This window comes from Streptomyces sp. NPDC001020, from assembly GCF_053599115.1.
In genome coordinates this window covers 73,973-98,600 of record NZ_JBSFLQ010000032.1, presented here as the reverse complement: position 1 = coordinate 98,600, position 24,628 = coordinate 73,973, and the positions used below count along the sequence as shown (strand labels likewise).

The window sequence follows — 24,628 nt, the reverse complement described above, 5'->3', positions numbered from 1 at the left end:
CGCCCTCCCCAACGGCGAACTCCCCGGCCCGCGCACGCCACACTGGACCATCACTGCTTAGCGTTGGTTTTTCCGCGAGAACTACTGGGACCCCGAGCCGCGGCTCATGCCGCCGGGGAGTACGACGCGTTGCGGTTGTAGACGATCAACGCCCAGTCCGGGACGGCAGCGCGCGCCGGGAGCGGCGGACGGTGAGTTCAGGGGATGACGACCACCGGGCGCTGGGCGCGCTTGGCGAGACGGCCCGCGACGGAGCCGAAGATACGGCCCACGATGCCGTGCGTGGAGCCGACGACGATCGCGTCCGCCTCGTACTCCCGCCCCACCTCTTCGAGTTCGTGGCAGATGTCGCCGCCGCGCTCGACGAGGATCCACGGCACCTCGGTGAGATGGTCCGCGCAGGCGAGTTCGAGCCCGAGGACCTCGGTGCGGTGGTCGGGCACGTCGACGAAGACCGGGGGCTCGCAGCCCGCCCACACCGTGGTGGGCAGCCGGTTGGCGACGTGGACGATGATCAGGCCCGTGCGGGAGCGATGGGCCATGCCGATCGCGTACGCGAGGGCACGCTCACTGGAGGTGGAGCCGTCGAAGCCGACGACCACGCCGTGTTTGAAGGCGGGGTCGCAGGACGAGCGTGACTCTTCCGCCGCCAAGGGCTCGGCCGCCGTGGGGTCGGCGACGGGGCGCTTGCGGTCAGCGGGATCGGAGAATTCGTGACCGGCCATGGGTGTCTCGGCGTTGTGATCCTCGTGGTGGGGCAACAGTGTGCGCGGAGCTGTGTCCGGGAATCATCTTCCCAACCCCATACCCCCAAGGGTACGGCGGCACGCCTCCTTGGCCCAGATCCCGCGCACACCGCACAGGGGTTCCAGGGAGCATGCCCGAGGGGCGCCCGTAATGCAACGGTTGTGGCCACGTACGAAGGGATCCCGCAATATTCCACGGCGCTCACCGGGAATCGGGAAACGAGAAGCGAGAATCGGGCAGAGCGTCGGAGGCGGTGCGGGGCTGAGGACCACGGGCAGTGACCGACCGCTGGAACACGCGTTGAATCGGGTGACCCGACGCCCCAGGGAGCACGCCGTGCCCACACCGCGCACCGCCCCCCAGAACCGCCCCGCACCGGACACCGCGAGCACCGTGATCCGCTGGGCCGCCTTCGGCTGCGCCCTGGTCCCCGTGGTCCTCCTCCACTACGGCATCCCACTCGCCGGCGCGATCAGCGCGACGCTGGGGCTGGCGGTCGTCACCGGGGCGTGCGGGGCGCTGCTGCGGCAGTCCGAGCGGGGCGCGGCACAACTGAGGGACGAGGAGCGCTCACCGCACCGCGGACGGCACAGCAGACCCGAACCAGGGGCGCACAGGCGTGTATGACACAGCGGGGAAACCGCTCCGGTCGACTGACCGGTTTCCACGCACGCCCCCGCTTCTTTTCAGCCAAGTTCTCACCCTCATGCATCCGGGGCTCGAACGACCCCCGACCCCCCGTTCGACCTGCACTGAAAGGACCCCGTAGGGCGAGCGCACCCTACGGGGATTGGCCACCGCGACGAGGCGCACTTCCCTGCGCGGCGCGCGAGTGCGACGCTTCGTGATCGAATGCTTCACGCCAAGTTGCCATGTCGACAATGTGCCGGATCGTGAACTGGTCACGGCGGCACCACGGGACACAGTAGATTCGATCATGACTGTCTTACGGCGGGGAACTCGTGCAGGACCGAGGGGAAACGTGCAGGAGCGACATAACCGAGGAGCCGCGACCACCGAGGGGGGCTTAGCAGGATGAGCCACGACTCCACTGCCGCGCCGGAAACCGCGGCCCGGAAGCTTTCCGGGCGACGCCGCAAGGAGATCGTCGCGGTGCTGCTGTTCAGCGGCGGCCCCATTTTCGAGAGTTCCATACCGCTGTCGGTGTTCGGAATCGACCGCCAGGACGCCGGAGTTCCGCGCTACCGACTGCTGGTCGCCGCCGGCGAGGAAGGCCCACTGCGGACCACAGGGGGCCTGGAACTCACCGCGCCGCACGGCCTGGAGGCGATCTCACGGGCGGGCACCGTCGTCGTGCCGGCCTGGCGGTCCATCACCTCACCACCGCCGGAGGAAGCGCTCGACGCGCTGCGCCGCGCGCACGAGGAGGGCGCGCGCATCGTCGGGCTGTGCACCGGCGCCTTCGTACTGGCCGCCGCCGGACTGCTGGACGGACGGCCCGCCACCACACACTGGATGTACGCGCCGACGCTGGCCAAGCGTTATCCGTCGGTGCACGTCGATCCGCGTGAACTGTTCGTGGACGACGGAGACGTCCTCACCTCGGCCGGCACGGCGGCCGGAATCGACCTCTGCCTCCACATCGTGCGCACGGACCACGGCAACGAGGCGGCCGGCGCGCTCGCCCGCCGCCTGGTGGTCCCGCCGCGCCGCACCGGCGGTCAGGAGCGCTATCTCGACAGGTCTTTACCCGAGGAGATCGGCGCCGACCCGCTCGCGGAGGTCGTCGCCTGGGCGCTGGAGCACCTTCACGAACAGTTCGACGTGGAGACCCTGGCCGCGCGTGCGTACATGAGCCGACGGACGTTCGACCGCCGCTTCCGTTCGCTCACCGGGAGCGCTCCCCTGCAGTGGCTGATCACCCAGCGGGTGCTGCAGGCACAGCGGCTCCTGGAGACCTCCGAGTACTCCGTCGACGAGGTCGCCGGACGCTGCGGCTTCCGCTCCCCGGTCGCGCTGCGCGGCCACTTCCGACGCCAGCTCGGCTCCTCGCCGGCCGCCTACAGGGCCGCGTACCGGGCACGCCGCCCACAGGGGGAACGGCCGGTCGAGGCGGACGGCCCGGCAGCGTCACCGGCGCCGCAGGCCGCACCGGAGACCGCCTCGGTCCCCCAGCAGTCCCGTCGCACGGCGGCGGCGAGCTCGCTCGCCCCCACCACGTCCGTGTCCACGGACCACCACCCGGGCAAGCACGTACCGGAGCTGTACGCGACGGGCCGCCCGAACCTGCCCGGACAACGCAGCGCACCGTAACGCCGCCGTGCCGACGCGGAAGGCCGTGACCCGTGACCCGTGGTACGTATCACGGGTCACGGCCTTCCGGCGTGCCCCCAGCGATGTTCCCCACACGCAGGGGCGGTCCGCCCGGACCCGGTGGGCCATAAGGTGGGACACATGAACGATCGCATGGTGTGGATCGACTGCGAGATGACCGGACTCTCGTTGTCCGACGACGCGCTCATCGAGGTGGCCGCGCTGGTCACCGACTCCGAGCTGAACGTACTCGGCGAAGGGGTGGACATCGTGATCCGGCCGCCCGACGCGGCGCTGGAGACGATGCCGGAGGTGGTGCGTGAGATGCACACCGCCTCGGGACTGCTCGACGAGCTGGCGGCCGGCACGACGCTGGCCGACGCCGAGGAGCAGGTCCTCGCATACGTACGGGAGCACGTCAAGGAACCGGGCAAGGCCCCGCTGTGCGGCAACTCCGTCGGCACGGACCGCGGCTTCCTGACCCGCGACATGCCGACGCTCGAGGGCTATCTCCACTACCGGATCGTGGACGTCAGCTCCATCAAGGAGCTGGCCCGGCGCTGGTATCCGCGGACGTACTACAACAGTCCCCAGAAGAACGGCAACCACCGCGCGCTGGCCGACATCCGTGAGTCGATCGCGGAGTTGCGCTACTACCGTGAGGCTGTCTTCGTGCCCCAGCCGGGCCCCGACTCGGACACGGCACGCGCGATAGCGGCCAAGCACGTACTGCCCGCACGATAGCGGCCGCTCCGGGGCCCCGACGGGGCCCCGGGAAAATGGTGGCGCGAGCACCCCTTCAGACCCTGTAGACTCTTTCTCGGCCGGTGCGGGAAACCGCAAGAAAGCCGGTCATGGTGGGTGTAGCTCAGCTGGTAGAGCACCTGGTTGTGGTCCAGGATGCCGCGGGTTCGAGTCCCGTCACTCACCCCGAGTAGTCAGCCGGTGACTCGTCAGAAACGAGTCGCCGGCTGATCTGCGTTTCAGGGTTGCGGCTGAGCCCGCCGCGCGCACGAGCGCCGCCGGGCCCCCGCCCCGCCGCTGTCCCGCCGCCACAGGTCGATACCCGCCGGGAGCGGGCGAGCAGACCGGACCAAGCCATCGGAGTCAGCCGTTCGGGCACCCATCAGGCTCGTTACTTTCTGCCCCTGAACGCCAACACAGCGTAGTTCTCGCTCTGGAAGACGAGTTCGTATCTCGCGGACGGATGCAGCTGCCCGGCGTAGGCAACCAGGTCGGTCGGCCGGGACGGCCATCCCACGGCGAGGTCCAGAGCGATGTACTGAGGTGTCAGGGGCCCCGTGTTGCCGACCCAGTAGACCGTGGTCCGCCCTGTGAGGTGGGTCATCAGGCCGGTGTTGGCCTCCACCGTCGCGCCGTCCGGTATACGCGAGACCGCTTCGTACGCGGCCGCGGCGCGTTTGCCACCGTCATAGGTGCCGGGCTTCAGGAGGTCGCGTACGGGCAGTTGGAAGGACAGTACGACGGCTATGGCCACCACCGCCGGGACGGTGTTGCGGGCGTAACGGTGCACCCAGGCACGGGAGGACGAAGGGGAATTACGGATCGCGTCGATCAGGGCCGCGAACACGATGGGCATGAGAATCGCGTTGTAGTGCCAGTCCGTCCCCCAGTAGCTGGATTCCGACGACAGAAAGCGCCAACCCAGCGTGGGCACGACCATGAGGAGGAGAGGCGACCGCAGCGCGAGAAACGCCGTCACCCCCACGATCCACACCAGAGTTTCCGTCTTCGTCCCGGACGCTTCGACGAACTGACCGAGCAGGCTCGCGGAGGCGGTTTCGTGACCTGCGACCTTTTTCCAGTAGTCGTACCCGTCACTCGGGTTGAACATCGGTATGACCACGAGAAGGGAGGCCGCCGTGGCACCGATGCCCCATGCGGCCAAGCCCGCGCCGAGCGCCCGCTGCCGGGCCAGGAAGAGGCAGAGCCCCAGACCCGCGACCGTCAGGCCGAGGTCCTCCTTGACGAACACCAGCGGCAGGGACCAGTAAGCGGCCCGGCGCCAGTTCCCCCGCAGGAACTGGCGCAGAGCGACAGACAGCAGGGGAACCGCGAAACATATCTCGTGGAAGTCGAAGTCGACGGCTCGCTGGATCCCCCAGGACAGGCCGTAGGCAGCTCCGATGAGCAGCCCCCGGACGCGGCCCAGGAAGAGTGCCGCCGTGTCGGAGATGACGGCGGCCGAAACGGCGAAGAGAGCCGCCTGGACCAGCAGCAGTGTGATCGGGCTTGGAAACACTCGGTACAGCGGGCCGATCAAGGCCGTGACAGGACTGAAGTGATCGCCGAGGATGTTGAAATCCGGCCCCTTGACGGGAGCGATCGGCGCTCGGAAATGTGCGTATGCCCGCACCACCTGCTCGAATATCGCCAGATCCCACGACCTGGATCTGAAACACACATATCGAGCGACGGAGACGGTCGCGTAGACACCGAAGAGAGCGACACCCAACAGCACATGTGGAGTCCCGGCCCGGCGCACAAGGCGACCGGTACCGGACATGCGCGGTGAACCACTCGATACGGAGAGAGGAGCCGTGTGGGTCATTGACTTCCGTTGACTGCTTTGGCGTTGCTCAGCTGAGCGCGCTCGGCACCGGCCACAAGGTCTTCTCCACCCGTCATCTCGACCCGGCGAGCCGGCACCAGCACGGCCAGCGGCATCGTGGCGGGTGATCAGCAGCGATATTGACGTGCTCCCTGGCCTAAAGTCCAGGGATTCCGGCCTGGGTCGTCTGACCCTTCCGGGGGCTTCCTGCTTCACCGCGCTGTGCGGGCACGGATGCCCGTCTTACCGGCGCTCCACAGGCGTTTAGTGTCTCCGCCCGTCCGGCGGCGACGATTCGGCGGCCTTCGAAGAGGACGTTACGGGCTGCGTTGTGGTCACGGTCGTGCACCGTGCCACATTCGCCGCACGTCCACTCCCGGACGTGCAGGGGCTTGGGACCGTCCCGGAATCCGCAGGCCGAGCAGACCTGAGAGGACGGGAAAGCGCGGTCCACCTTGGCGAAGACGCGGCCGTGCTTGACCGCCTTGTACTCCAACATGCCGACGAACGCGGACCATCCCGCGTCGTGCACGGACTTGGCGAGCCGGGTACGGCCGAGGCCGGACACCGCGAGGTCTTCCACGTACACCGCTTGGTTGTCGCGAATGATCTGTGTGGATGCCTTGTGGTGCCAGTCCCGGCGTCGGTCCGCCACCTTGGCGTGCTGGCGTGCGACCTTGATGCGGGCCTTGGCCCGGTTCTTCGATCCCTTGGCCTTGCGGGACAGCTCCCGCTGAAGACGCTTGAGTTTCTTCTCCGCCCGGCGCAGGAAGCGCGGGCTGTCGATCCTCCTGCCGTCGGACAGGACGGCGAAGGCGGACAGGCCGAGGTCGATACCGGCGTCGGTCTCCAGCTCGGGCAGGATGTCCGGCTCGGTGTCCACGACGAAGCTGAGGAAGTACCGGCCGGAGCTGTCCTTGGTGACGGTCAGGGACGTGGGTGCGGCCGGAAGCCTGCGGGACCACTTGACCTTGAGATTGCCGACCTTGGCCACGTACACCGTGCCGTCGCTGTGGAGGCAGAAGGCGTTGGTGTTGAGGCGGATCGACTGCCGGGTGTCCTTCTTCGACTTGTAGCGGGGAGGGCCGACCTTGCGGCCCTGCCGCTTGCCCTTGAGGCTGTCGAAGAAGTTCTTGTAGGCGGTGTCCAGGTCCCGCAGGGACTGTTGCAGGACGACAGCCGACACGTCGGCGAGCCAGGCGCGTTCCTCGGTGCGCTTGGCCTCGGTGATGCGAAGCCGGGACAGCTCGGCCGACTTCACATATGGCAGCCCCGCCGCGTGCGCTTGCTTCCGGTCGCGCAGGCAGTCGTTCCACACCACGCGGGCGCACCCGAACGCACTGGCCAGCGCACGGCGCTGTGCGGCGTCCGGGTAGGCCCGGTAGTTGTAGCGGAGCTGCACAACCAAGATCCTACTGGGATTGGTCTCATGGATGGGAAGAACGACTACAGGCGGGGAAGACACGTTGTCTCGGCGATGCATGTGCACTTGGTCTTTGTGACGAAGTACCGGCGAGGGGTGTTCAACGACGAGATGCTGACACGCTGCGAAGAGATCATGCGCAAGGTCTGCGAGGACTTCGAGGCCGAGCTGAAGGAGTTCAACGGCGAACGCGATCACGTCCACCTGTTGGTGCACTACCCACCCAAGGTCGCCGTCTCCAAGCTGGTCAACAGCCTCAAGGGCGTCTCCGCCCGCCGCATATGGCAGGAGTTCACCGGCCGGATCAACCGCGCCATCATGCATGGGCACCTGTGGTCGCCCTCATACTTCTCCGCGTCGTGCGGCGGAGCACCGTTGGCGATCGTCCGCCAGTACATCGAGCAGCAAAAACGTCCGCTCTAACGTGCACGTCAGAGCAGTCTTGAGATGCATTCATCCCCGGCGTGAACGCCGGGGCTTTCTGCAAGAGTCCCGGTAAGCGAGTTCACCAGGGACGCCTTCAGCCGGGCCGACCAAGAAGTCATCTCATTCGGCTCGGTAGGCTGTTGGCCGTGGTGGGGATCGTTGAGCGGCTGGTGCCGCCCTGCCTCGCCCATCCTGGCGGGCGCCGTGCCTGTGCCCCTTGCCTCTGCCGGCCCCGCCCTCAGGACGAGTCCCGCTCCACCAGTTCCGTGGGCAGGACCACCTGACGGCGGTCCAGACCCCGCGAAGTCGCCGGGCGGCGGTCCGCTATCTCGTCCAGCAACAGGTCGATCATCGCCCGGCCCATCTCCTCGATGGGCTGGCGCACGCTGGTCAGGGGCGGGTCCATGTGGCGGGCGATCACCGAGTCGTCGTACCCGACCAGCGCCACGTCGTCGGGTATGCGACGGCCCGCCTCGCGCAGCGCGTGGCGCGCGCCCGCCGCCATCACGTCCGACTCCGCGAACACCGCGTCCAGTTCCGGGCGGCGGGCCAGCAGTTGCCTCATCGCCCGGCGACCACCCTCCTCCGTGAAGTCACCGGTGGCGATCAGGGCCTCGTCCACCTCCCGACCCGCGTCGCGCAGGGCGGCCCGGTAGCCCTCGACGCGTCGCGCGGCGCCGTACACGTCGAGACGGCCCGTGATCGTGGCTATACGCGTACGACCACGGGCGATCAGGTGCTCGACCGCCGAGCGACCGCCGCCGTGGTTGTCCGAGTCCACCGACGGCAGCGTCTCGCGCTCCGAGCGCGGGCCGCTGATCACCGCCGGGATCTCCAGCTGGGTGAGAAGGTCCGGCAGCGGGTCGTCCGCGTGCACGGAGACCAGCAGGACGCCGTCCACCCGGTGTGCCGCCAGGTACTGCGCCAGTCTGCGCCGCTCACGGTCGCTGCCCGCGAAGATCAGCAGTAGCTGCAACTCCGTCTCCGCCAGCTCCGCGCCCACCCCGCGCAGCATCTCCGAGAAGTACGGCTCCGCGAAGAAGCGGGTCTCCGGCTCCGGGACCACGAGGGCGATCGCGTCGGTACGGTTTGCGGCCAGCGCCCGGGCCGCCGTGTTCGGCACGTAACCGAGCTCCGCGACCGCCGCCTCGACGGCCGCGCGCGTCGCGTCACTGACCCGGGGTGAACCGTTGATCACCCGGGAGACCGTACCGCGGCCCACACCGGCCCGCGCGGCGACCTCTTCCAGGGTCGGCCGCCGGCCACTCCGGCCCCGCGTTCCGTGGCCTGCCATGGCCGCCTCCCGTCACCCCATGCGCTCCGCGCCTGGCCTGGAATCTAACAGCAGCGTCGAGGCCCCCGCTCCGAACTCGATCACCGGGGCCGACCGGCACGGCTTCCCGGCCACCGTCGCCGCCTGCAGGCATCCATTCCGCGGGCCGGTCAACGCGTCGGTATCCGAAGGCAGTTCGCTGCGTCCGCTCCCTTGACACCCCCGCTCGGACCAACGACTCTTCAACACATCACTTGTGGGAGCGCTCCCACAGCACCTGGCTCATACACATCCCGCACGTTCCCCGCCCGAGCCGCAGCGCGAACACACGGGCTCCGCATGCAAGTTGGCCGGGGGGTCGGCACGTCAGGGGAACAGGAGGACGACATGCGACGTACGCGTTCCACCCACAGAGTGCTGGCCTTGGCGGCCGTCGCCGCGCTGGGCGCCGGTCTGCTGGCCGGCTGCGCCGACGACAGCGGCGGGAACGGCGGCAGTGGCGGCGACTCCGGCGGTGGAAAGGGCAAGACCACCATCACCCTCGGCCTCTTCGGCACCTTCGGCTTCAAGGAGGCCGGGCTCTACGCGGAGTACGAGAGGCTCCACCCCACCATCAAGATCGCCGAGAATGTCACCGAGCGGAACGAGAACTACTACCCGGCACTCGTCAACCACCTCACCACCGGCAGCGGCCTTCAGGACATCCAGGGTGTGGAGGTCGGCAACATCGCCGAGGTGGTCACCACGCAGGCGTCCAAGCTGGAGGACCTCTCCAAGGTTTCGGGCGTGAACAAGGGCGATTTCCTGGACTGGAAGTGGCAGCAGGCCACCGCCAAGGACGGACAGACGATCGGCCTCGGCACCGACGTGGGTCCGATGGCCATCTGCTACCGCAAGGACCTGTTCCAGCAGGCCGGGCTGCCCACCGACCGCGAGCAGGTGGGCAAGCTGTGGGCCGGCGACTGGAGCAAGCTCGTCGGCGTCGGCGAGACGTACAAGAAGAAGGCGCCGAAGGGCACCACCTTCATGGACTCCCCCGGCGGCCTGCTGAACGCGATCCTCAGCAGTGAGAAGGAGAAGTTCTACGATTCCTCCGGCAAGGTCGTCTACAAGACGAACCCCGCCGTCAAGAGCGCCTTCGACCTGACCGCGAAGGCCGCCGAGGAGGGGCTGCTCGGGGCCCAGACCCAGTTCCAGCCGGCCTGGGACCAGACGATCGCCAACGTGAAGTTCGCCGCGATGGCCTGTCCGCCGTGGATGCTCGGCTACATCAAGGGGAAGTCGAAGGCGGACGCCAAGGGCAAGTGGGACGTGGCCGTGGCGCCCAAGTCGGGCAACTGGGGCGGCTCCTTCCTGACCGTGCCGAAGGCCGGCAAGCATGTGAAGGAGGCCGAGGCGCTGGCCGCCTGGCTGACCGCGCCCGCCCAGCAGGCCAAGCTGTTCGGCGTCCAGGGCAGCTTCCCGAGCGCGCAGGCCGCTTACAGCTCACCCGAAGTCACCGGCTCGAAGAACGAGATGACCGGTGACGCCCCGATCGGCGCGATCTTCGCCGAGGCCGCCAAGTCCAGCCCGGTCCAGGTCATCGGGCCGAAGGACCAGATCATCCAGCAGGGTCTGACCGACAACGGCGTCTTCCTCGTGACGAAGGGCAAGTCGCCCGCGCAGGCCTGGGAGACGGCCACCAAGACCATCGACAACAACCTGGACAAGTGACCGGCATGACCACCCGGCACGAGAGCGCCGCGTCCCCCACAAAGGGGGGCGCGGCCCCGGGCCGCTCGCCCGCCGCACCCACCGAGGCGGAGCTGCGGCGTCGCGCGCGGCTGTCCCGCCGCTGGCGATGGGACATGCGCTTCAGTCCCTACGCGTTCGTCTCGCCGTTCTTCCTGCTCTTCCTCGCCTTCGGCCTGTTCCCGCTGGTCTACACGGCCTGGGCCTCGCTGCACACGGTGGAGTTGACGGCGCCGACCGACATGCACTGGGCGGGCCTGCGCAACTACACCCGGATCTTCGACGACGACTTCTTCTGGAACGCGGCGAAGAACACCCTGACCATCGGGATCATCTCGACCGTCCCGCAGTTGCTGATGGCGATGGGCCTGGCCCACATCCTCAACTACAAGCTGCGCGCCTCGACCTTCTACCGGGTCGTGATGCTCGCCCCGTACGCGACGTCGATCGCCGCGGCCTCGCTGGTGTTCGTGCTGCTCTTCGGGCGCGACTACGGGATGATCAACTGGGTGCTGCACTTCGCCGGGATCGACAGCATCGACTGGCAGAACAGCAAGTGGCCCTCGCAGATAGCCGTCTCGTCGATCATTATCTGGCGCTGGACGGGCTACAACGCGCTGATCTACCTGGCGGCGATGCAGGCCATCCCGCAGGATCTGTACGAGTCGGCGGCCCTGGACGGCGCGGGCCGCTGGCAGCAGTTCTTCCATGTCACGCTGCCCTCGCTGCGGCCGACGATCCTGTTCACCTGTGTCGTGTCGACCATCGGCGCCAGTCAGCTCTTCGGTGAGCCCCTGCTGTTCGACGCGAACAAGGGGGCGTCGGGCGGCGCCGAGCACCAGTTCCAGACGCTGGGCCTGTATCTGTACGAGCAGGGCTGGGTGAACCAGCACCTGGGCCGGGCCTCCGCGATCGCCTGGACGATGTTCCTGATCCTCATCGTGATCGGGATCGTCAACTACGTCATCTCGCGTCGGCTGCGCGCCAGTAGTGAGGAGAACCGGTCGTGACGACGCCCCTGACGAAGCCCGAGGACGCGGCGCCGAGGCCCAGGCGGGTCGGCCGGTCCAAGGCCGCGCGTGCCGGTGGGCAACTCCATGCGGGTCCGCTCGCGTACGCCGTCCTGATCCTGTTCGCCGTCGGTTCGCTGTTCCCGCTGGTGTGGTCGGCGATCGCGGCCTCGCGCGACAACAACCGGCTGGCGCAGACACCCCCGCCCTTCTGGTTCGGGGCGAACCTGTTCCACAACCTCAAGATCGCCTGGTCGGACGCCAATCTGGGCGAGGCGTTCTTCAACACCACCGTGGTGGCGGGCATTTCTGCGGTGACCATCGTCTTCCTGTCGACGATTGCCGGGTTCGCCTTCGCCAAACTGCGCTTCAGAGGCCGGGGAGCGCTGATGCTGATCGTCATCGGCACGATGATGGTGCCGCCGCAACTCAGCGTGATCCCGCTGTACATGATGGTCGCCAAGCTGGACTGGACCGACCAGTTGCAGGCGGTGATCCTGCCGTCGCTGGTGAGCGCGTTCGGGGTGTTCTTCATGCGGCAGTACCTGCTCCAGGCGCTGCCGGACGAGATCATCGAGGCCGCCCGGGTGGACGGCGCGAGCAGTTGGCGTGTGATGTGGCACGTGGTGTTCCCGGCGGCGCGGCCCGCGATGGCGGTCCTCGGCATGCTGATGTTCGTGCAGACGTGGAACGACTTCCTGTGGCCGTTCCTGGTCCTGACGCAGAACGGCAGTCCGACCGTCCAGGTGGCGGTCGCGGGCCTGGGCCGCGGCTACACCCCGGACCAGTCCCTGATCATGGCGGGCGCGCTGCTCGGCACGCTGCCGCTGCTACTGGTCTTCGCGATCTTCGGCAGGCAGATCGTGGGCGGCATCATGCAGGGCGCCGTCAAGGGCTGACGCCGATCAAGAGGGCCTGGTGCCCGCCAGGGCACTGGGTCCCCGTCGCCTGGGCCCCTCATCCCCTATCCGGCCATCCGCCGGCTTTCCACGACCACCTATGGGAGCGCTTCCATGTCTGACAACGTCACCCCGGTGACCTTTCCTCCCTCCTTCCTCTGGGGCGCGGCGACTTCCGCGTACCAGATCGAGGGGGCGGTGCGGGAGGACGGCCGCACCCCCTCCATCTGGGACACCTTCAGCCATACGCCGGGCAAAACAGCCGGCGGCGACAGTGGTGACACCGCTGTCGACCACTACCACCGCTACCGCGAGGACGTCGCGTTGATGGCCGATCTTGGCCTGACGGCGTACCGCTTCTCGGTCTCCTGGCCGCGCGTGCAGCCGACAGGCCGGGGGCCCGCGGTCCAGCGGGGCCTGGACTTCTACCGCCGTCTCGTGGACGACCTGCTCGCCCATGGCATCAAGCCCGCGCTCACCCTCTACCACTGGGATCTGCCGCAGGAGTTGGAGGACGCGGGCGGCTGGCCACAGCGGGACACGGCGTACCGGTTCGCCGAGTACGCCCGGATCATGGGCGAGGCGCTGGGCGATCGCGTGGAGCAGTGGATCACGCTGAACGAGCCGTGGTGCAGCGCGTTCCTCGGCTACGGCTCCGGGGTCCACGCCCCCGGCCGTACGGACGCGGCGGCGGCGCTCCGGGCGGCGCACCATCTGAACCTGGCGCACGGTCTGGGCGCTGCCGCGCTGAGGTCGGCGATGCCTGCCCGTAACACGGTCGCCGTGAGCCTCAACTCCGCGGTGGTCAGGACGGTTTCGGAGGATCCCGCGGATCTGGCGGCGGGCCGGAAGATCGACGACCTGGCGAACGGCGTCTTCCACGGCCCGATGCTGCACGGGGCGTACCCCGCGACCCTGTCGGCGGCGACGTCGCGGATCACCGACTGGTCCTACGTCCGGGCCGAAGACCTGAAGGCGATCCACCAGCCGCTGGACGCCCTCGGCCTCAACTACTACACCCCGGCACTGGTGTCGGCGGTTTCTCAGCCGGGCACGAGCGGGCCGCGGGCGGACGGACACGGTGCGAGCGCGCATTCACCGTGGCCGGGAGCGGACGATGTGGCGTTCCATCACCCGCCGGGCGTGCGGACGGAGATGGGCTGGAGCGTCGACCCGACCGGGATCCACGAGCTGCTCATGCGGTACACCCGGGAGGCGCCGGGCCTGCCGCTGTACGTGACGGAGAACGGCGCGGCGTACGACGACAAGCCGGACCCGGACGGGCAGGTGCGCGACCCGGAGCGGATCGCGTATCTGCACGGTCATCTGTCCGCGGTCCGCCGGGCGATCACGGACGGCGCGGACGTGCGTGGCTACTACCTGTGGTCCCTGATGGACAACTTCGAATGGTCGTACGGCTACGAGAAGCGGTTCGGCGCCGTGTACGTGGACTACACGACGCTGGAGCGCACGCCGAAGTCGAGCGCGCACTGGTACGGGCGGGCGGCACGGACGGGAGAGCTGCCGCCGGTGGAGGACTGACCGCACGGGGCGCGGCGCGGCAGGGAGGTGCCGTGCCCCGGCGGCGGTGAGCCGGCCGCCGGAGTCAGTGGAAGGCCGACGGCGGCGGTGCCGGTGATGCCACAGCGGCGGCGTCCGTGACCCTCGGGGCGCCGCCCGTGAAGTCGGTCAGCGCCCTGCCGTGTTCCACGCGCGCGGGTTGCGGGTCCGAGGCGGCGCGGCGGGTCAGTTCGGCGACCGGGATCGGGTGGCCGGAGGCGACCAGGACGGCGTTGCCGAAGCGCCTGCCGCGCAGGACTGCCGCGTCGGCGACCAGCGCGAGTTCGGGGAAGACGGCCGCCGCGGTAGAGATCTGGCCCCGCAGATGGGCAAGCGGCGGGCCGTCGGTGAGGTTGGCCGCGTACAGGCCGCCCTCCTTCAGCGCCCGGCGGACATCCGCGAGGAACTCGACCGACGTCAGGTGCGCCGGCGTGCGCGCCCCGCTGAACACATCGGTGATGACGAGGTCCGCCCAGCCGTCCGGCACCTTCGCGAGCCCCGCGCGGGCGTCCGTGGAGCGCACTCGGATGCGGGCGCCGGGATCCAGCGGCAGTGCGCGACGGACGAGTTGGACGAGTGCCGCGTCCCGCTCGACGATCTGCTGGGTGGAACGGGGGCGGGTGGCTGCGGTGTAGCGGGCGAGGGTGAACGCGCCGCCGCCGAGGTGCACGACGTGCAGGGGCCGGCCGGGCGGCGCGGCCAGGTCTATGACATGGCCGAGGCGGCGCTGGTACTCGAAGCTCAGGCACCCGGGGTCGTCGAGGTCGACGTGCGACTGGGGGGCGCCGTCGATGAGGAGGGTCCAGGCACATGCCCTGTCACGGTCGGGGATCAGCTCCGCGAGCCCGCCGTCCACCGCCTCGACGACGGCCTCGACGGCCTCCCTGCGCCGCGTGCTCCGTGATGACCTGCCCATCCCGCCATTATCGGGGCTGACCGCGGGAGGCGGTCCACCGGCGGCGTCCCACGGTTCCCACGCAGGTCGGCGACGCAGGCCCCAGGGCGTGGGGCTCCCCGGCCGAGGCGTCCCGGATGCCGCCGTGAGCGGGGTGTCCGGCCTACTGACAGTTGTCCGCCGCCTCGATCAGCCGGGCCGCCTCCCCGAGGGCCTTCCGCAGCACTGCCGGGTCCGTGGCCGCTTCCGCGTCGCCGGGCGGAAGCAGCCAGCCCGTGCCCTCGAGAGGGGGCTCCGGGGCGACGAGGCTCATGCCGCGCCCCTGCGTCTGTGTGCAGGTACTGCCCGGGAGGTCCCACGCGTCGGCGGTACCGGGCGGGACCAGGAAGCCGAGGGTGTCACAGCCGTCGTCGTGGAGGACGGGTCCGACGCAGTCGGCCGCCCCGCGACGGAGGATGTCGACGGCTTCCAGTCCCTGCCGGGCCGGGACGGTCACAAGGTCGGGGCCCTCCTGCGGCGGTGCGCCGCACTCCGGCACGGGCCGTGCGCTCGACGGCTGGATACGGAACTCGGTGCTCTGCCTGGTCTGCATCCCGGCCTCCGACACTGAACCCCTCCTCGACGGGTGAGTTGGGTCGGGAGTTCGGGGGGGCTCCCGGTCCGTGGGGTTCAACGCTTCGGAACGTCAAGGGCTACGGCACAACACTGCCGCAAAGGATGGCAGTTCATGGCAGATCGTGCGTGAGATATCCGGTTTGTAGCGAAACCTCGCATGATGACACCCGCGGGGAAGGTACCTTCTTGCACCGCCGGACGCAGGGAACCAACTGGCACCACGCGGACGACTCATCCCGGATCCGGCATGGTTCGACGGTTCGCACGAGAGGGCCCGGCCATGACCTCGTTCCCTTCCCCCCGGCCACCACGGCCGAATCTCGCCTTCCGGCGGCTGCGCGGACAGCGCTCCCCGGGCGAGTTCGCCGCGGCCGTACGGCGGGCCGCACGCGAGATCGGCGAGCGGGTCAGCTGTGACGCGCGGTACATCGGACGCGTCGAGGCGGGAGAGATCCGTTGCCCCAACTACGCCTACGAACGGGTGTTCCTGCACATGTTCCCGGGTCGCACGCTCGCGGACCTGGGATTCGCGCCCCGCTCCGCGGTACGCGGCCGAGGGGCGCGCACCGCCACAGGAGCGCTCCCTGAACACATCGACAGCCGTCCGTACGCCCCGGGTGAGACTGGTGATGCGTACGAGACCTATGACCCCCACAACAGTTACGAGATGCAGGAGTCGTACGGCACGCACGCGTACGACGAACAGAGCCACAAGGAGAGCGACGTGCGGCGTCGCGCATTCATGACCGGCGGCACCGCCACGGTGGCGGCCGCCTCCCTGGGCCCTGTCGGGCTCACCTTCGGTGACCCGGCAGTGGCCGCCGAACGCCCCGTCCACCGCGCGGGTTCGTCCGAGGCGCACGCGCTCGAGGACGCCGTGCGCAGGATCCGGGTGCTCGACGACCGGCACGGCGCGGACGGCCTCTACCGTCGTGCGGCGGCCCCCCTGCGCACCGCTTACGCCCTGCTCGACGCAGGTACGACCCGGCAGGCGGTCGCGGACCGGCTGTACTCGGGCGCGGGTGAACTGGCCATCTCGGTGGGGTGGTTGGCACACGACTCGGGGCGCTTCGACGACGCCCGTTCGCACTACGCGGAGGCACTGGCAACGTCCCGGATGTCCCACGACGCGGCCCTGGAGGCGCACGCGTTCTGCAACACGGCGTTCCTCGCACGCGACGCGGGCCGGCCGCGGGAAGCAGTACGGGCGGCGCAGGCGGCCCAGCGCGCGGCCCGCTCGCTCGGCTCGCACCGCCTGATGTCACTGCTCGCGCTGCGGGAGGCGGGCGGCTGGGCGGGGCTCGCGGACCGGGCGGGCTGCGAGCAGTCCCTGGTCCGGGCGCAGGCGCTCTTCGGGCAGGGGCCTTCGGACGCGGACCCCGAGTGGATGACCTTCTACGGAGAGGCCGAACTGGAGGGTCTGGAGGCGCAGTGCTGGTCGACGCTGGGCGACTGGCCGCGCGCGGCCCGGCACGCCCGGCGTGCCACCGAGCTCCAGGACCCGCACTTCACCCGGAACATCGCCCTGTACACGGCGGAACTGGCCGACGACCTGGCCCGCTGGGGCCACCCCGACGAGGCGGCCGCGGCCGGCCTGCGTGTGCTGGAGCTGCTGGACGAGGTCCAGTCGTCCAGGATCCAGACGATGCTGGCGGGCACGGCCAGGGTGCTGCTGCCGCACCGCCGCGCGTCCGGTGTGTCGGCGTTCCTGGACCGGCACGCGTCACAGCCTCGCATGGGCTGCGGGGCGGCCCTGTCGTGATACCTAGAGCGTGAGATGTCCGCAGTCGTTCCAGGACTCGATCGCCGGCTCTCCATAGGCCCAGCCCAGCACCGACAGGGACGTCGGGTTGAGCCTGATCCGCGCGGCGAAGCCCAGCGGCAGTCCCAGCCAGCGCGCGCCGATGGAGCGCAGGATGTGGCCGTGCGCGAAGACCAGGACGTCACGGTCCGCCGCGCGGGCCCAGGCCACGACCTCGTCCGCGCGCGCGGTGACCTCGGTCACCGTCTCCCCTTCGGGGACGCCGTCGCGCCAGATGAGCCAGCCCGGCCGGATCGCCTGGATCTCGGCAGGCGTCATGCCCTCGTACGCTCCGTAGTCCCACTCCAGCAACGTGTCCCAGGCACGCGCGCGTTCGCCGAACCCGGCGAGTTCGCACGTCTCACGCGCGCGTGCCAGCGGACTCGTACGCACCTCGACGCCGGGCAGCCCCTCCAGCGGTGCCCGGTGCAGCCGCTCTCCCAGGAGCTTGGCGCCCAGCCGCCCCTCCTCCAGGAGTGGCACGTCGGTCCTGCCGGTGTGCTTGCCGGACAGTGACCATGACGTCTGTCCGTGCCGGGCCAGCAGGATGCGTGGTGCCATGGGAGGCCTTCCGGGAGGAATCAGCAGGTAGCTCACCCATCATCGCGCACCCCGGTCGCGGGCAACCCGGGGAGCCGGTGTGCGCGTCTATCAGGGCTGGGGGCGGCCCGACCAAGGCCGACGCATACACCGTAAGGTGACACGACCGGGTGCGGGAGCACAGCAGAAGGGGGAGGGCGAATTCGGATGCCTCAGGCCGAGACAGCAGGCACCGGGGTGATCCCATGGGCCCGTCTGCGTTGGTGGACCGAGCTGCCGTTGATCCTCGTGGTGTACGCCTCGTACTCCGCCGGCCGGCTCCTCGCCCGGGGTGACGTCTCCACCGCCGTCGACCACGGCCTGGCGATCCTGCGCCTGGAGCAGGTACTGCACATCAACGCCGAGCACCCGCTGAACCGTCTCTTCACCCGCGAGGCGTGGCTCGGCGTACCGGCCGACTTCTGGTACGCGTCACTGCACTACCTGGTCACCCCCGTGATCCTGATATGGCTGTTCAAACGCCGGGCGGCCGTCTACCGCACGATGCGCACCTGGCTGATGACATCCACGCTCATCGGCCTGATCGGCTTCACCCTGCTGCCGACCTGTCCGCCCCGCCTGCTCGCCACCGGCCACGGCTTCGTCGACACGATGGCCCAGTACAGCTCGTACGGCTGGTGGGGCGGCGAGGCGAGCGCGCCGCGAGGCCTGGGCGGCATGACGAACCAGTACGCGGCGATGCCGAGCCTGCACGTCGGTTGGGCGCTGTGGTGCGGGGTGATGCTGTGGCGGTACGGCGGCACGCGCTGGGCCAAGGCCGTGGGCGTCGCGTATCCGCTGCTGACCGGCATCGTCGTGATGGGCACCGCCAACCACTACTTCCTCGACGCGGTCGCGGGCTGCGCCGTGATGGGCGTCGGCCTTCTGCTGACCCGTCCGATGATGCGCCTGCAGAGCGCGATCACGGCTCGGCTGCGGGCGCGGTTCACCCCCGTCACGGAGACCTCACCGGCCGCGGGTTCCTCCGTTGTCAGTGCCGGGTGCCAGACTTCGACGGGTGAGCGAATTCCCCGACAGCGCACCTCCCGCCACGAGCCGGGAGCCGAGCCGGGTGCCTCTCCCGCGGACGCGGGCGACGGCGCTGCGGCACCGACTCGCTGAGCTGCGCGGCCCTTCCGTACCGCCCAAGGCGCTCGACGCGCGCGCCCTCGCCGCGCTCGCGGCCAACCCCGGGTGCAGACGGCGCGCGCTTCTGGACGGGGCGGGGGTGAACAAGGCGGTGCTGGCGGACGCGCTGGGCGCGCCGTCGGCGTTCGGACAGTCGCAGTTCGCCTTCATGCGGGGCAACGCGTTCGAGGCCCGGGTCAAGGCGGACGGCGGCGCGGAGCTGCTGCGGCTGGTGCACGAGAGGCTGGACCCCACCGTCGAGGCCCCGGCCGCGGCCCTCGCCCCCGATCTCGCGGCCGACGGCCCTCAGGGACGCACGGCCCGTACAGCGCTGGCGCTGCGCGAGGCCACCGAGGCGCGCTCCTGGGCACTGCTCGACCACCCCATGCTCGCCCTCGACGTGGCGGGCTCACCCGCGTTCCTCGAGCCGGACGCGGTGGTCGTCCACCCGGACGGTAGCTGGACCGTCGTGGAGATCAAGTCCTTCCCGCTGCTGGACGGTTCGGCGGATCCGGCGAAGGTGGGCGCTGCCGCCCGCCAGTCCGCGGTGTACGTGCTGGCGCTGGAGGCAGTCGCCGCCCGCCTCGGCGCGGGCGTCGAGGGATCCGCCGGGGCCGCCCCGGCGCCCGTGGTGCGCCACCGGGTCCTGCTGGTCTGCCCGAAGGACTTCTCCAACCTGCCGGCCGCCTCACCCGTCGACATCCGCAAGCAGCGCGCGGTCACCCGGCGGCAGCTGGCCCGCCTCACCCGCATCGAGGAGATCACCGACACGCTCCCCGAGGGCACGTGCTTCGCACCCGACCTCCCCCAGGAGGAGCTGGAAGCCGCCGTCGAAGCGGTACCGGCGACGTACGCGCCCGAGTGCCTGGCCGCCTGCGAACTGGCCTTCCACTGCCGCGACCGCTCCCGCGCCCAGGGCGCGGTGACGTCCGTGGGGCGGTCGCTGCGCGCCGAGCTGGGCGGCCTGACGACGGTGGACGACGTGCTGGCCGCCGCCCACGGGGAGGCCGGAGACCCGGACGACCCGACGGTGGCCGCGCTGCGCAGGGCGGCCGAACTGCGGGCGGAAGCACTCGCCGGCCGGGAGGACGCCCTGTGTCGCTGATCGCCACGCTCGCCCGGCTGGAGGCCGTGCGGTCCGGGCGTGCCCAGCCCGCCGCCACCGTCCGGCACCGGCACCTGTCCGAGCGGCCCCTCGTCTTCGTGCCGCTCACCACCGCCGGGGAGGCCGGGGCGCCGCTGGGCGCGCTCGTCGGCACCGATCGGGACGCGCCCCGGCTGCTCGTGGTGCCGCAGCCGCGCGACCGCGACCTGCGATTCGCGTTCCTCGCCGACCTCGCGGATGTCGTGCTGCCCTGCATCGACGCGTACGCCGACGCGGTCGAGCTCACCGAGCGCACCGAGACCGACCCGACGACCGGCAAGCGGGTCAAGGTCGAGGTGGAACTGTGCGCGGACGCGCCGCAACTGATCGTGCCGAGTCGGGCGGGCATCGACTTCGTACGGCTCCTCGGGCGTTCCATGCGCTTCAGCCGCACCGCCGAACAGGACCCCGAGGCCCCGCATCCGGCGCCGCCGCGGGTACCACTGCTGGGCCGCTGGCTCACCCACTACGGGGAACGCGCCCGGGTCCCCGGCTCCTCGCTGCTGCTCGCCCTCACCGAGGTGCTGGGACGGCACTGGGCGAGCGGCCAGTCCAGCCTGGAGGACCAGCACCTGGGCGCACTGCTCGCCTGCATCGACCCGCCGCCCGGCGCCTCGGGCGCGGACGCGGCGGCGCGGGCCGAGTTGGCACGGGACGAGGCCGGCCAGTTGCTGTGCCCGCCGGCGGGCCCCGCCACCGACCCGGCCTTCGACAACAAGCTGCTCGCCCCGGCCATCGACCGCTACGACCGGGCACGCACCCGGCTCGCCGCCGCCGAGGACGGCGTCGAGGCGGACGACCGCTTCGGTGAACTCACCGCCGCCGAGCGGGAGATCCGTGCGCTCGTCGCGAGCCGTACGCGTCCCACCTGGGACGCGGTGTGGCACGGGCTCGACCTGTTGCGGGCGCTGCCCGAGGGCGGCCACGTCGCGGACCGGTGGACGCGGGACCGCTGGTCGTTCACCGGTCACCGCGACCGGGTCGCCGCCGGGGAACCTCCGCAGCCGCGCCGCGACGACGCGGTCACAGCGGCGAACAAGCTGGCCACGCGCGAGCGCGAACAGGCCCGTCTGGAGGCCCAGGAGGCGCTCGACGACCCGCTCGTCATGGCCGGGCGGCGGCTTTCCGGGGAGGCGTTCGCGGGCGAGGTCACGGACGTGGTGATGGCGTACAGCGAGGGCAAGCGGCCGAGCCCGCGCCCCCTGGTGACCGTACGGACCGAGGACCGGCCGCATCTCGGGGAGCGCACGAAGGTGTACCGGTCACTGAACGGGAAGCCGCAGGCGGCCGAGTTCGTCGGATACGAGGGACCGGACCAGGACGGTGCGAGGGACTGGTTCGTGGTCCTGCGCATCGTCGACAAGATGGGCCGCGGCAAGGAACCGGAGGCCGGGTCCGTCCCCGAGAAGGGCGACCGCCTCTGCTTCACGCTCTTCGAGCACGAACAGCGCGGCGGGGCGAAGCTGCCCGAGCCGGAGCAGACCCCGTGGACCCACGGCGGGCCTCCGGGTGAGGCCGACGCCGTACCGCAACCGGACCCGGTGACCGAGGAGGACGTACTGTGACCGCCCTGTTCGCAGCGGACGGCAACCGCGGCCATGCGTTCGATCCGGGGGTCGCGGCCGCCCGTGCCACCGACGCGATCCTCCGTGACACGCTGCACGGCGCACACCGCGGGGTCGTCGTCGACTCGCCCCCGGGCGCCGGGAAGTCGACGCTGGTCGTCAGGGCGGCGCTCGAACTCGCGGCCGCCGGACGCCCGTTGATGGTGATCGCACAGACGAACGCGCAGGTGGACGATCTGGTGCTGCGGCTGGCGGAGAAGAACCCCGACCTTCCGGTCGGCCGGCTGCACAGCAGCGACCCGGACCCCTACGACAAGGCGCTCGACGACCTGCCGAACGTCCGCAAGTCGACGAAGGCGGGCGATCTGGCGGGCCTGGACGTCGTCATCTCGACCGCCGCCAAGTGGGCGCACGTCAAGGACGTCGAGCCCTGGCGGCACGCGATCGTCGACGAGGCGTACCAGATGCGCTCGGACGCGCTGCTGGCGGTGGCCGGCCTGTTCGAACGGGCGCTGTTCGTCGGTGACCCCGGCCAGTTGGACCCGTTCGCGATCGTGGGCGCGGAGCAGTGGGCCGGGCTGTCGTACGACCCGTCGGCGTCCGCGGTGACGACGCTCCTGGCCCACAACCCCGAGTTGCCCCAGCACCGGCTGCCGGTGTCGTGGCGACTGCCCGCGTCGGCGGCGCCACTGGTGTCGGACGCGTTCTACCCGTACACGCCGTTCCGCAGCGGAACGGGGCACGGGGACCGGCGGCTCGCGTTCGCGGTGGCCTCGGACGGCTCGGGTCCCGACCGGGTGATCGACGAGGCGGCGCTGACGGGCTGGGGGCTGCTGGAGCTGCCCGCCCGGCACACGCCACGGACGGATCCCGAGGCGGTGCGGGCGGTGGCCCGGGTCGTACGGCGGCTGCTGGACCGGGGTGGGGCGGCGGTCTCGGAGCGGGCCGAGGAGCCGGTGGCACTGACCGCGGACCGGATCGCCGTCGGCACGGCGCACCGGGACCAGGCGGCAGCGGTGCGCTCTGCGCTGGCGGATCTCGGGGTGCCGGACGTCACGGTGGACACGGCGAACCGGCTTCAGGGCCGGGAGTTCGATGTGACGGTGGTGTTGCATCCGCTGTCGGGGCGCCCGGACGCGACGGCGTTCCACCTGGAGACGGGCCGTCTGTGCGTCCTCGCGTCCCGGCACCGGCACGCGTGCATCGTGGTGTGCCGGGCGGGGGTGACGGAACTGCTGGACGACCATCCCTCGACGGAGCCCGTGCAGCTGGGAGTGACGGTGAAGTTCCCGGACGGCTGGGAGGCGAACCACGCGGTCCTGGCGCATCTCGCGGAGCACCGGGTGCCGTGGCGGCCCTGACCCGGGCATCGGTCGCTGCCCGTCCGGCAGGGACACCACACGACCGGTCCACCGGGCGGAGTCCGGCACACCGCCGGAGGCGGCCCCGCGCACAGCCCAGGCGGCCGGGAGGCGACATCTGCGCGGATTCGCGCGGCGGAGGGAGCGCGCCGACCGGCGTGCTCGCTCAAACCCACCCCCTTGTGCCGCCGCGAGACAATGGACGGTGGCCCACCGAAGGCGCCACTCGAACCGCACGATGAGGAGAAAACATGGCGGAGCACACGCCGCGTCGCAACGAGCCGCGGCTACGCCCCGCGCCCCTGCTCTTCGAGCCCGCGGAGGCGGCCTCCGATCCGGAGCACTTCTTCGACCTGGAGTCGATCGAGGACCCGCGGGCGCTGCTGGCGCGCGCGACGGAGCTGGCGCAGGCGTTTCGCGCGGCCGCCGACCGGGCGGTGGAGTACCAGGCGATCGCCGCGGCCCAGCTCGCCGACCCGCGCCGTCTCGAGCGGCTGACCCCGGCCGCGATCGGTGAGCAGGCCGAGTGGACCGAGGACTACGCCAGGAAGATGGTGGAGTTCGGCCGGGATCTGATGCGGGGCGGCGACACGAGCGGCCCCGAGAACCTGGGCTGAACACGGTCCGGACGCATGGAGTCCTGGCCCGAATGACCTTCCGGCATATACCGGACGGCAAATTACTCCGCACCACCGCCGTCTGTCCCGGCTTTCCGCAACTCTGTGGAACGCACCGCTCACGACGGGTAGACCTGGCTGCCATGAGCAGTCGAACGCCGTCCGTCGACCCCTTCCGCACGCCCCTTCCCGATGGGTACGACATCGCGGGCGTCACCCCGGAAGGCGCCGCATGGCTGGCCTCCGCGGGAAGGTATCCCCGCAGCACGCTCGCCTCCTGGGCGGAGGTCCCCGCCGCCCCGATCGTCCTGCCCTGCGGCACCGCGTTCGACATCGTGAACACGCCGGCGATCTTCGGGCGGCGCATGCTGGACCAGCTCTGGGACGAAGGGCCGGGCTCCGGGCCCGTCGCCACGCACCGGGGCCGAGTGCTGCTGTTCGCCGCGCCCGGCACGGCCCGGCGGCTGCCCTCCCTGCTCGGCTGGGAGGAATGGAACGACAGGAGCCACACCGGCACCACCCGCACCGCCGCGATACCGCCGCTCCTGTGCCACGGCCCCGGCGACGCCGTGACCGTCCCCGCTGTCCACGCCACGCTCCGCCCCGCCACGACCGCCCGGAACCGCCTCGCGTCCCGCTGGCTCGTCGCGCCCGACACCCGTCACCCCTGGCTACCGGGGCCGGAAGTCCTCCTGTGGGCCGCCGTCCGAGCGGCCCGCGCCGCCGCCTCCGCCTCCGTACAGATATCGATTTTTCCTCCCGTCGACCAGGGTGCTAAGGTCTAGGACGTCAGCAGGCGCCGCTAGCTCAGTTGGTTAGAGCAGCTGACTCTTAATCAGCGGGTCCGGGGTTCGAGTCCCTGGCGGCGCACGATGGCGATGGCGGATCGTGTTCGCGGAAAGCGCGAACACGATCCGCCATCGTTGTTTTCTGCGCGGCTTCGCCGCGCGTTGTGGGGGCTTCGCCACCCACACCCCCGTCGGGCACAGCGCGGTGAACGCCAGGCGT

At 70.5% G+C, this 24,628-nt stretch carries 22 protein-coding genes and 2 tRNA genes; 17 read left to right on the top strand and 7 right to left on the bottom strand.

The features are described from left to right. Positions 1 to 197: 197 nt before the first annotated feature. A complete protein-coding gene (locus ACWDEX_RS27110; protein ID WP_450466749.1) occupies positions 198 to 725 on the bottom strand; it encodes a universal stress protein in 528 nt (175 codons plus the stop codon). Positions 726 to 1,083: 358 nt separating this feature from the next. On the opposite strand from ACWDEX_RS27110, the gene ACWDEX_RS27105 reads away from it, so the two are divergent. The 4 genes from ACWDEX_RS27105 (at position 1,084) to ACWDEX_RS27090 (ending at position 3,951) form a co-directional block, all read left to right on the top strand. Then, positions 1,084 to 1,374: a hypothetical protein gene (locus tag ACWDEX_RS27105; RefSeq protein WP_450466748.1), complete on the top strand. Its 291-nt coding sequence runs from the start codon at positions 1,084 to 1,086 to the stop codon at positions 1,372 to 1,374. A 408-nt stretch (positions 1,375 to 1,782) separates the two neighbouring features. Beyond that, positions 1,783 to 3,021, top strand: coding sequence for a helix-turn-helix domain-containing protein (locus ACWDEX_RS27100; protein ID WP_450466746.1), 1,239 nt, complete (start codon positions 1,783 to 1,785; stop codon positions 3,019 to 3,021). 141 nt (positions 3,022 to 3,162) lie between these two features. Then, positions 3,163 to 3,765 carry an oligoribonuclease gene (gene orn / locus ACWDEX_RS27095; RefSeq protein ID WP_450466744.1) on the top strand — a complete coding sequence of 201 codons (603 nt, stop codon included), beginning with the start codon at positions 3,163 to 3,165 and terminating at the stop codon, positions 3,763 to 3,765. Positions 3,766 to 3,878: 113 nt separating this feature from the next. Further along, positions 3,879 to 3,951, top strand: a tRNA-His gene (locus ACWDEX_RS27090). Positions 3,952 to 4,156: 205 nt separating this feature from the next. On the opposite strand, the gene ACWDEX_RS27085 is transcribed toward ACWDEX_RS27090, so the two are convergent. Both ACWDEX_RS27085 and ACWDEX_RS27080 read right to left on the bottom strand, forming a co-directional pair. Beyond that, positions 4,157 to 5,548 (bottom strand): DUF2079 domain-containing protein, encoded by a 1,392-nt coding sequence (locus ACWDEX_RS27085; protein WP_450466742.1) that lies wholly within the window; start codon positions 5,546 to 5,548, stop codon positions 4,157 to 4,159. Positions 5,549 to 5,750: 202 nt separating this feature from the next. After that, a complete protein-coding gene (locus tag ACWDEX_RS27080; protein WP_450466740.1) occupies positions 5,751 to 6,995 on the bottom strand; it encodes an RNA-guided endonuclease InsQ/TnpB family protein in 1,245 nt (414 codons plus the stop codon). Positions 6,996 to 7,022: 27 nt separating this feature from the next. Here ACWDEX_RS27080 and tnpA point away from each other — a divergent pair, with 27 nt between their 5' ends. Beyond that, positions 7,023 to 7,439 carry an IS200/IS605 family transposase gene (gene tnpA, locus ACWDEX_RS27075; protein ID WP_450466738.1) on the top strand — a complete coding sequence of 139 codons (417 nt, stop codon included), beginning with the start codon at positions 7,023 to 7,025 and terminating at the stop codon, positions 7,437 to 7,439. Between the two features lie 241 nt (positions 7,440 to 7,680). On the opposite strand, the gene ACWDEX_RS27070 is transcribed toward tnpA, so the two are convergent. Beyond that, positions 7,681 to 8,736, bottom strand: a complete 1,056-nt coding sequence (locus ACWDEX_RS27070; RefSeq protein WP_450466736.1) for a LacI family DNA-binding transcriptional regulator — start codon at positions 8,734 to 8,736, stop codon at positions 7,681 to 7,683. A 366-nt stretch (positions 8,737 to 9,102) separates the two neighbouring features. Between ACWDEX_RS27070 and ACWDEX_RS27065 the strand changes: the two genes are divergently transcribed. From ACWDEX_RS27065 to ACWDEX_RS27050, 4 genes are all read left to right on the top strand, one after another. Next, entirely contained in the window at positions 9,103 to 10,428 is a 1,326-nt protein-coding gene (locus ACWDEX_RS27065) for an ABC transporter substrate-binding protein (protein WP_450466735.1), read from the top strand. Positions 10,429 to 10,433: 5 nt separating this feature from the next. After that, a complete protein-coding gene (locus ACWDEX_RS27060; RefSeq protein ID WP_450466759.1) occupies positions 10,434 to 11,456 on the top strand; it encodes a carbohydrate ABC transporter permease in 1,023 nt (340 codons plus the stop codon). Next, the gene (locus tag ACWDEX_RS27055; protein WP_450466734.1) at positions 11,453 to 12,355 is read left to right on the top strand and encodes a carbohydrate ABC transporter permease; all 903 of its coding nucleotides are present in this window, start codon (positions 11,453 to 11,455) and stop codon (positions 12,353 to 12,355) included. Before ACWDEX_RS27060 ends, ACWDEX_RS27055 begins: the two co-directional genes overlap by 4 nt. Positions 12,356 to 12,469: 114 nt before the next feature. Beyond that, positions 12,470 to 13,897 carry a GH1 family beta-glucosidase gene (locus tag ACWDEX_RS27050; RefSeq protein ID WP_450466733.1) on the top strand — a complete coding sequence of 476 codons (1,428 nt, stop codon included), beginning with the start codon at positions 12,470 to 12,472 and terminating at the stop codon, positions 13,895 to 13,897. 64 nt (positions 13,898 to 13,961) lie between these two features. Here ACWDEX_RS27050 and ACWDEX_RS27045 read toward each other — a convergent pair whose 3' ends face one another. Next, positions 13,962 to 14,831: a spermidine synthase gene (locus ACWDEX_RS27045; protein WP_450466732.1), complete on the bottom strand. Its 870-nt coding sequence runs from the start codon at positions 14,829 to 14,831 to the stop codon at positions 13,962 to 13,964. 142 nt (positions 14,832 to 14,973) lie between these two features. Continuing rightward, positions 14,974 to 15,402, bottom strand: coding sequence for a hypothetical protein (locus ACWDEX_RS27040; RefSeq protein WP_450466757.1), 429 nt, complete (start codon positions 15,400 to 15,402; stop codon positions 14,974 to 14,976). Between the two features lie 303 nt (positions 15,403 to 15,705). On the opposite strand from ACWDEX_RS27040, the gene ACWDEX_RS27035 reads away from it, so the two are divergent. Continuing rightward, positions 15,706 to 17,187, top strand: coding sequence for a hypothetical protein (locus tag ACWDEX_RS27035; RefSeq protein ID WP_450466730.1), 1,482 nt, complete (start codon positions 15,706 to 15,708; stop codon positions 17,185 to 17,187). A gap of 3 nt (positions 17,188 to 17,190) precedes the next feature. On the opposite strand, the gene ACWDEX_RS27030 is transcribed toward ACWDEX_RS27035, so the two are convergent. Beyond that, the gene (locus ACWDEX_RS27030; RefSeq protein WP_450466728.1) at positions 17,191 to 17,787 is read right to left on the bottom strand and encodes a histidine phosphatase family protein; all 597 of its coding nucleotides are present in this window, start codon (positions 17,785 to 17,787) and stop codon (positions 17,191 to 17,193) included. Between the two features lie 186 nt (positions 17,788 to 17,973). Between ACWDEX_RS27030 and ACWDEX_RS27025 the strand changes: the two genes are divergently transcribed. The 7 genes from ACWDEX_RS27025 to ACWDEX_RS26995 all read left to right on the top strand — a co-directional run bounded on the left by ACWDEX_RS27025 (position 17,974) and on the right by ACWDEX_RS26995 (position 24,490). Further along, positions 17,974 to 18,927 carry a phosphatase PAP2 family protein gene (locus ACWDEX_RS27025; protein WP_450466726.1) on the top strand — a complete coding sequence of 318 codons (954 nt, stop codon included), beginning with the start codon at positions 17,974 to 17,976 and terminating at the stop codon, positions 18,925 to 18,927. Further along, entirely contained in the window at positions 18,878 to 20,038 is a 1,161-nt protein-coding gene (locus tag ACWDEX_RS27020) for a hypothetical protein (RefSeq protein WP_450466724.1), read from the top strand. The genes ACWDEX_RS27025 and ACWDEX_RS27020 overlap by 50 nt, the downstream gene beginning before the upstream one ends. Continuing rightward, positions 20,029 to 21,642, top strand: a complete 1,614-nt coding sequence (locus tag ACWDEX_RS27015; RefSeq protein WP_450466722.1) for a hypothetical protein — start codon at positions 20,029 to 20,031, stop codon at positions 21,640 to 21,642. The genes ACWDEX_RS27020 and ACWDEX_RS27015 overlap by 10 nt, the downstream gene beginning before the upstream one ends. Continuing rightward, positions 21,639 to 23,003 (top strand): AAA domain-containing protein, encoded by a 1,365-nt coding sequence (locus ACWDEX_RS27010; RefSeq protein ID WP_450466720.1) that lies wholly within the window; start codon positions 21,639 to 21,641, stop codon positions 23,001 to 23,003. Before ACWDEX_RS27015 ends, ACWDEX_RS27010 begins: the two co-directional genes overlap by 4 nt. Positions 23,004 to 23,254: 251 nt before the next feature. Next, positions 23,255 to 23,620 carry a hypothetical protein gene (locus tag ACWDEX_RS27005; RefSeq protein WP_450466718.1) on the top strand — a complete coding sequence of 122 codons (366 nt, stop codon included), beginning with the start codon at positions 23,255 to 23,257 and terminating at the stop codon, positions 23,618 to 23,620. A gap of 143 nt (positions 23,621 to 23,763) precedes the next feature. Next, positions 23,764 to 24,405: a hypothetical protein gene (locus tag ACWDEX_RS27000; protein ID WP_450466716.1), complete on the top strand. Its 642-nt coding sequence runs from the start codon at positions 23,764 to 23,766 to the stop codon at positions 24,403 to 24,405. Between the two features lie 11 nt (positions 24,406 to 24,416). Beyond that, positions 24,417 to 24,490: transfer RNA gene (locus ACWDEX_RS26995), tRNA-Lys, on the top strand. The last annotated feature ends 138 nt before the right edge of the window (positions 24,491 to 24,628 follow it).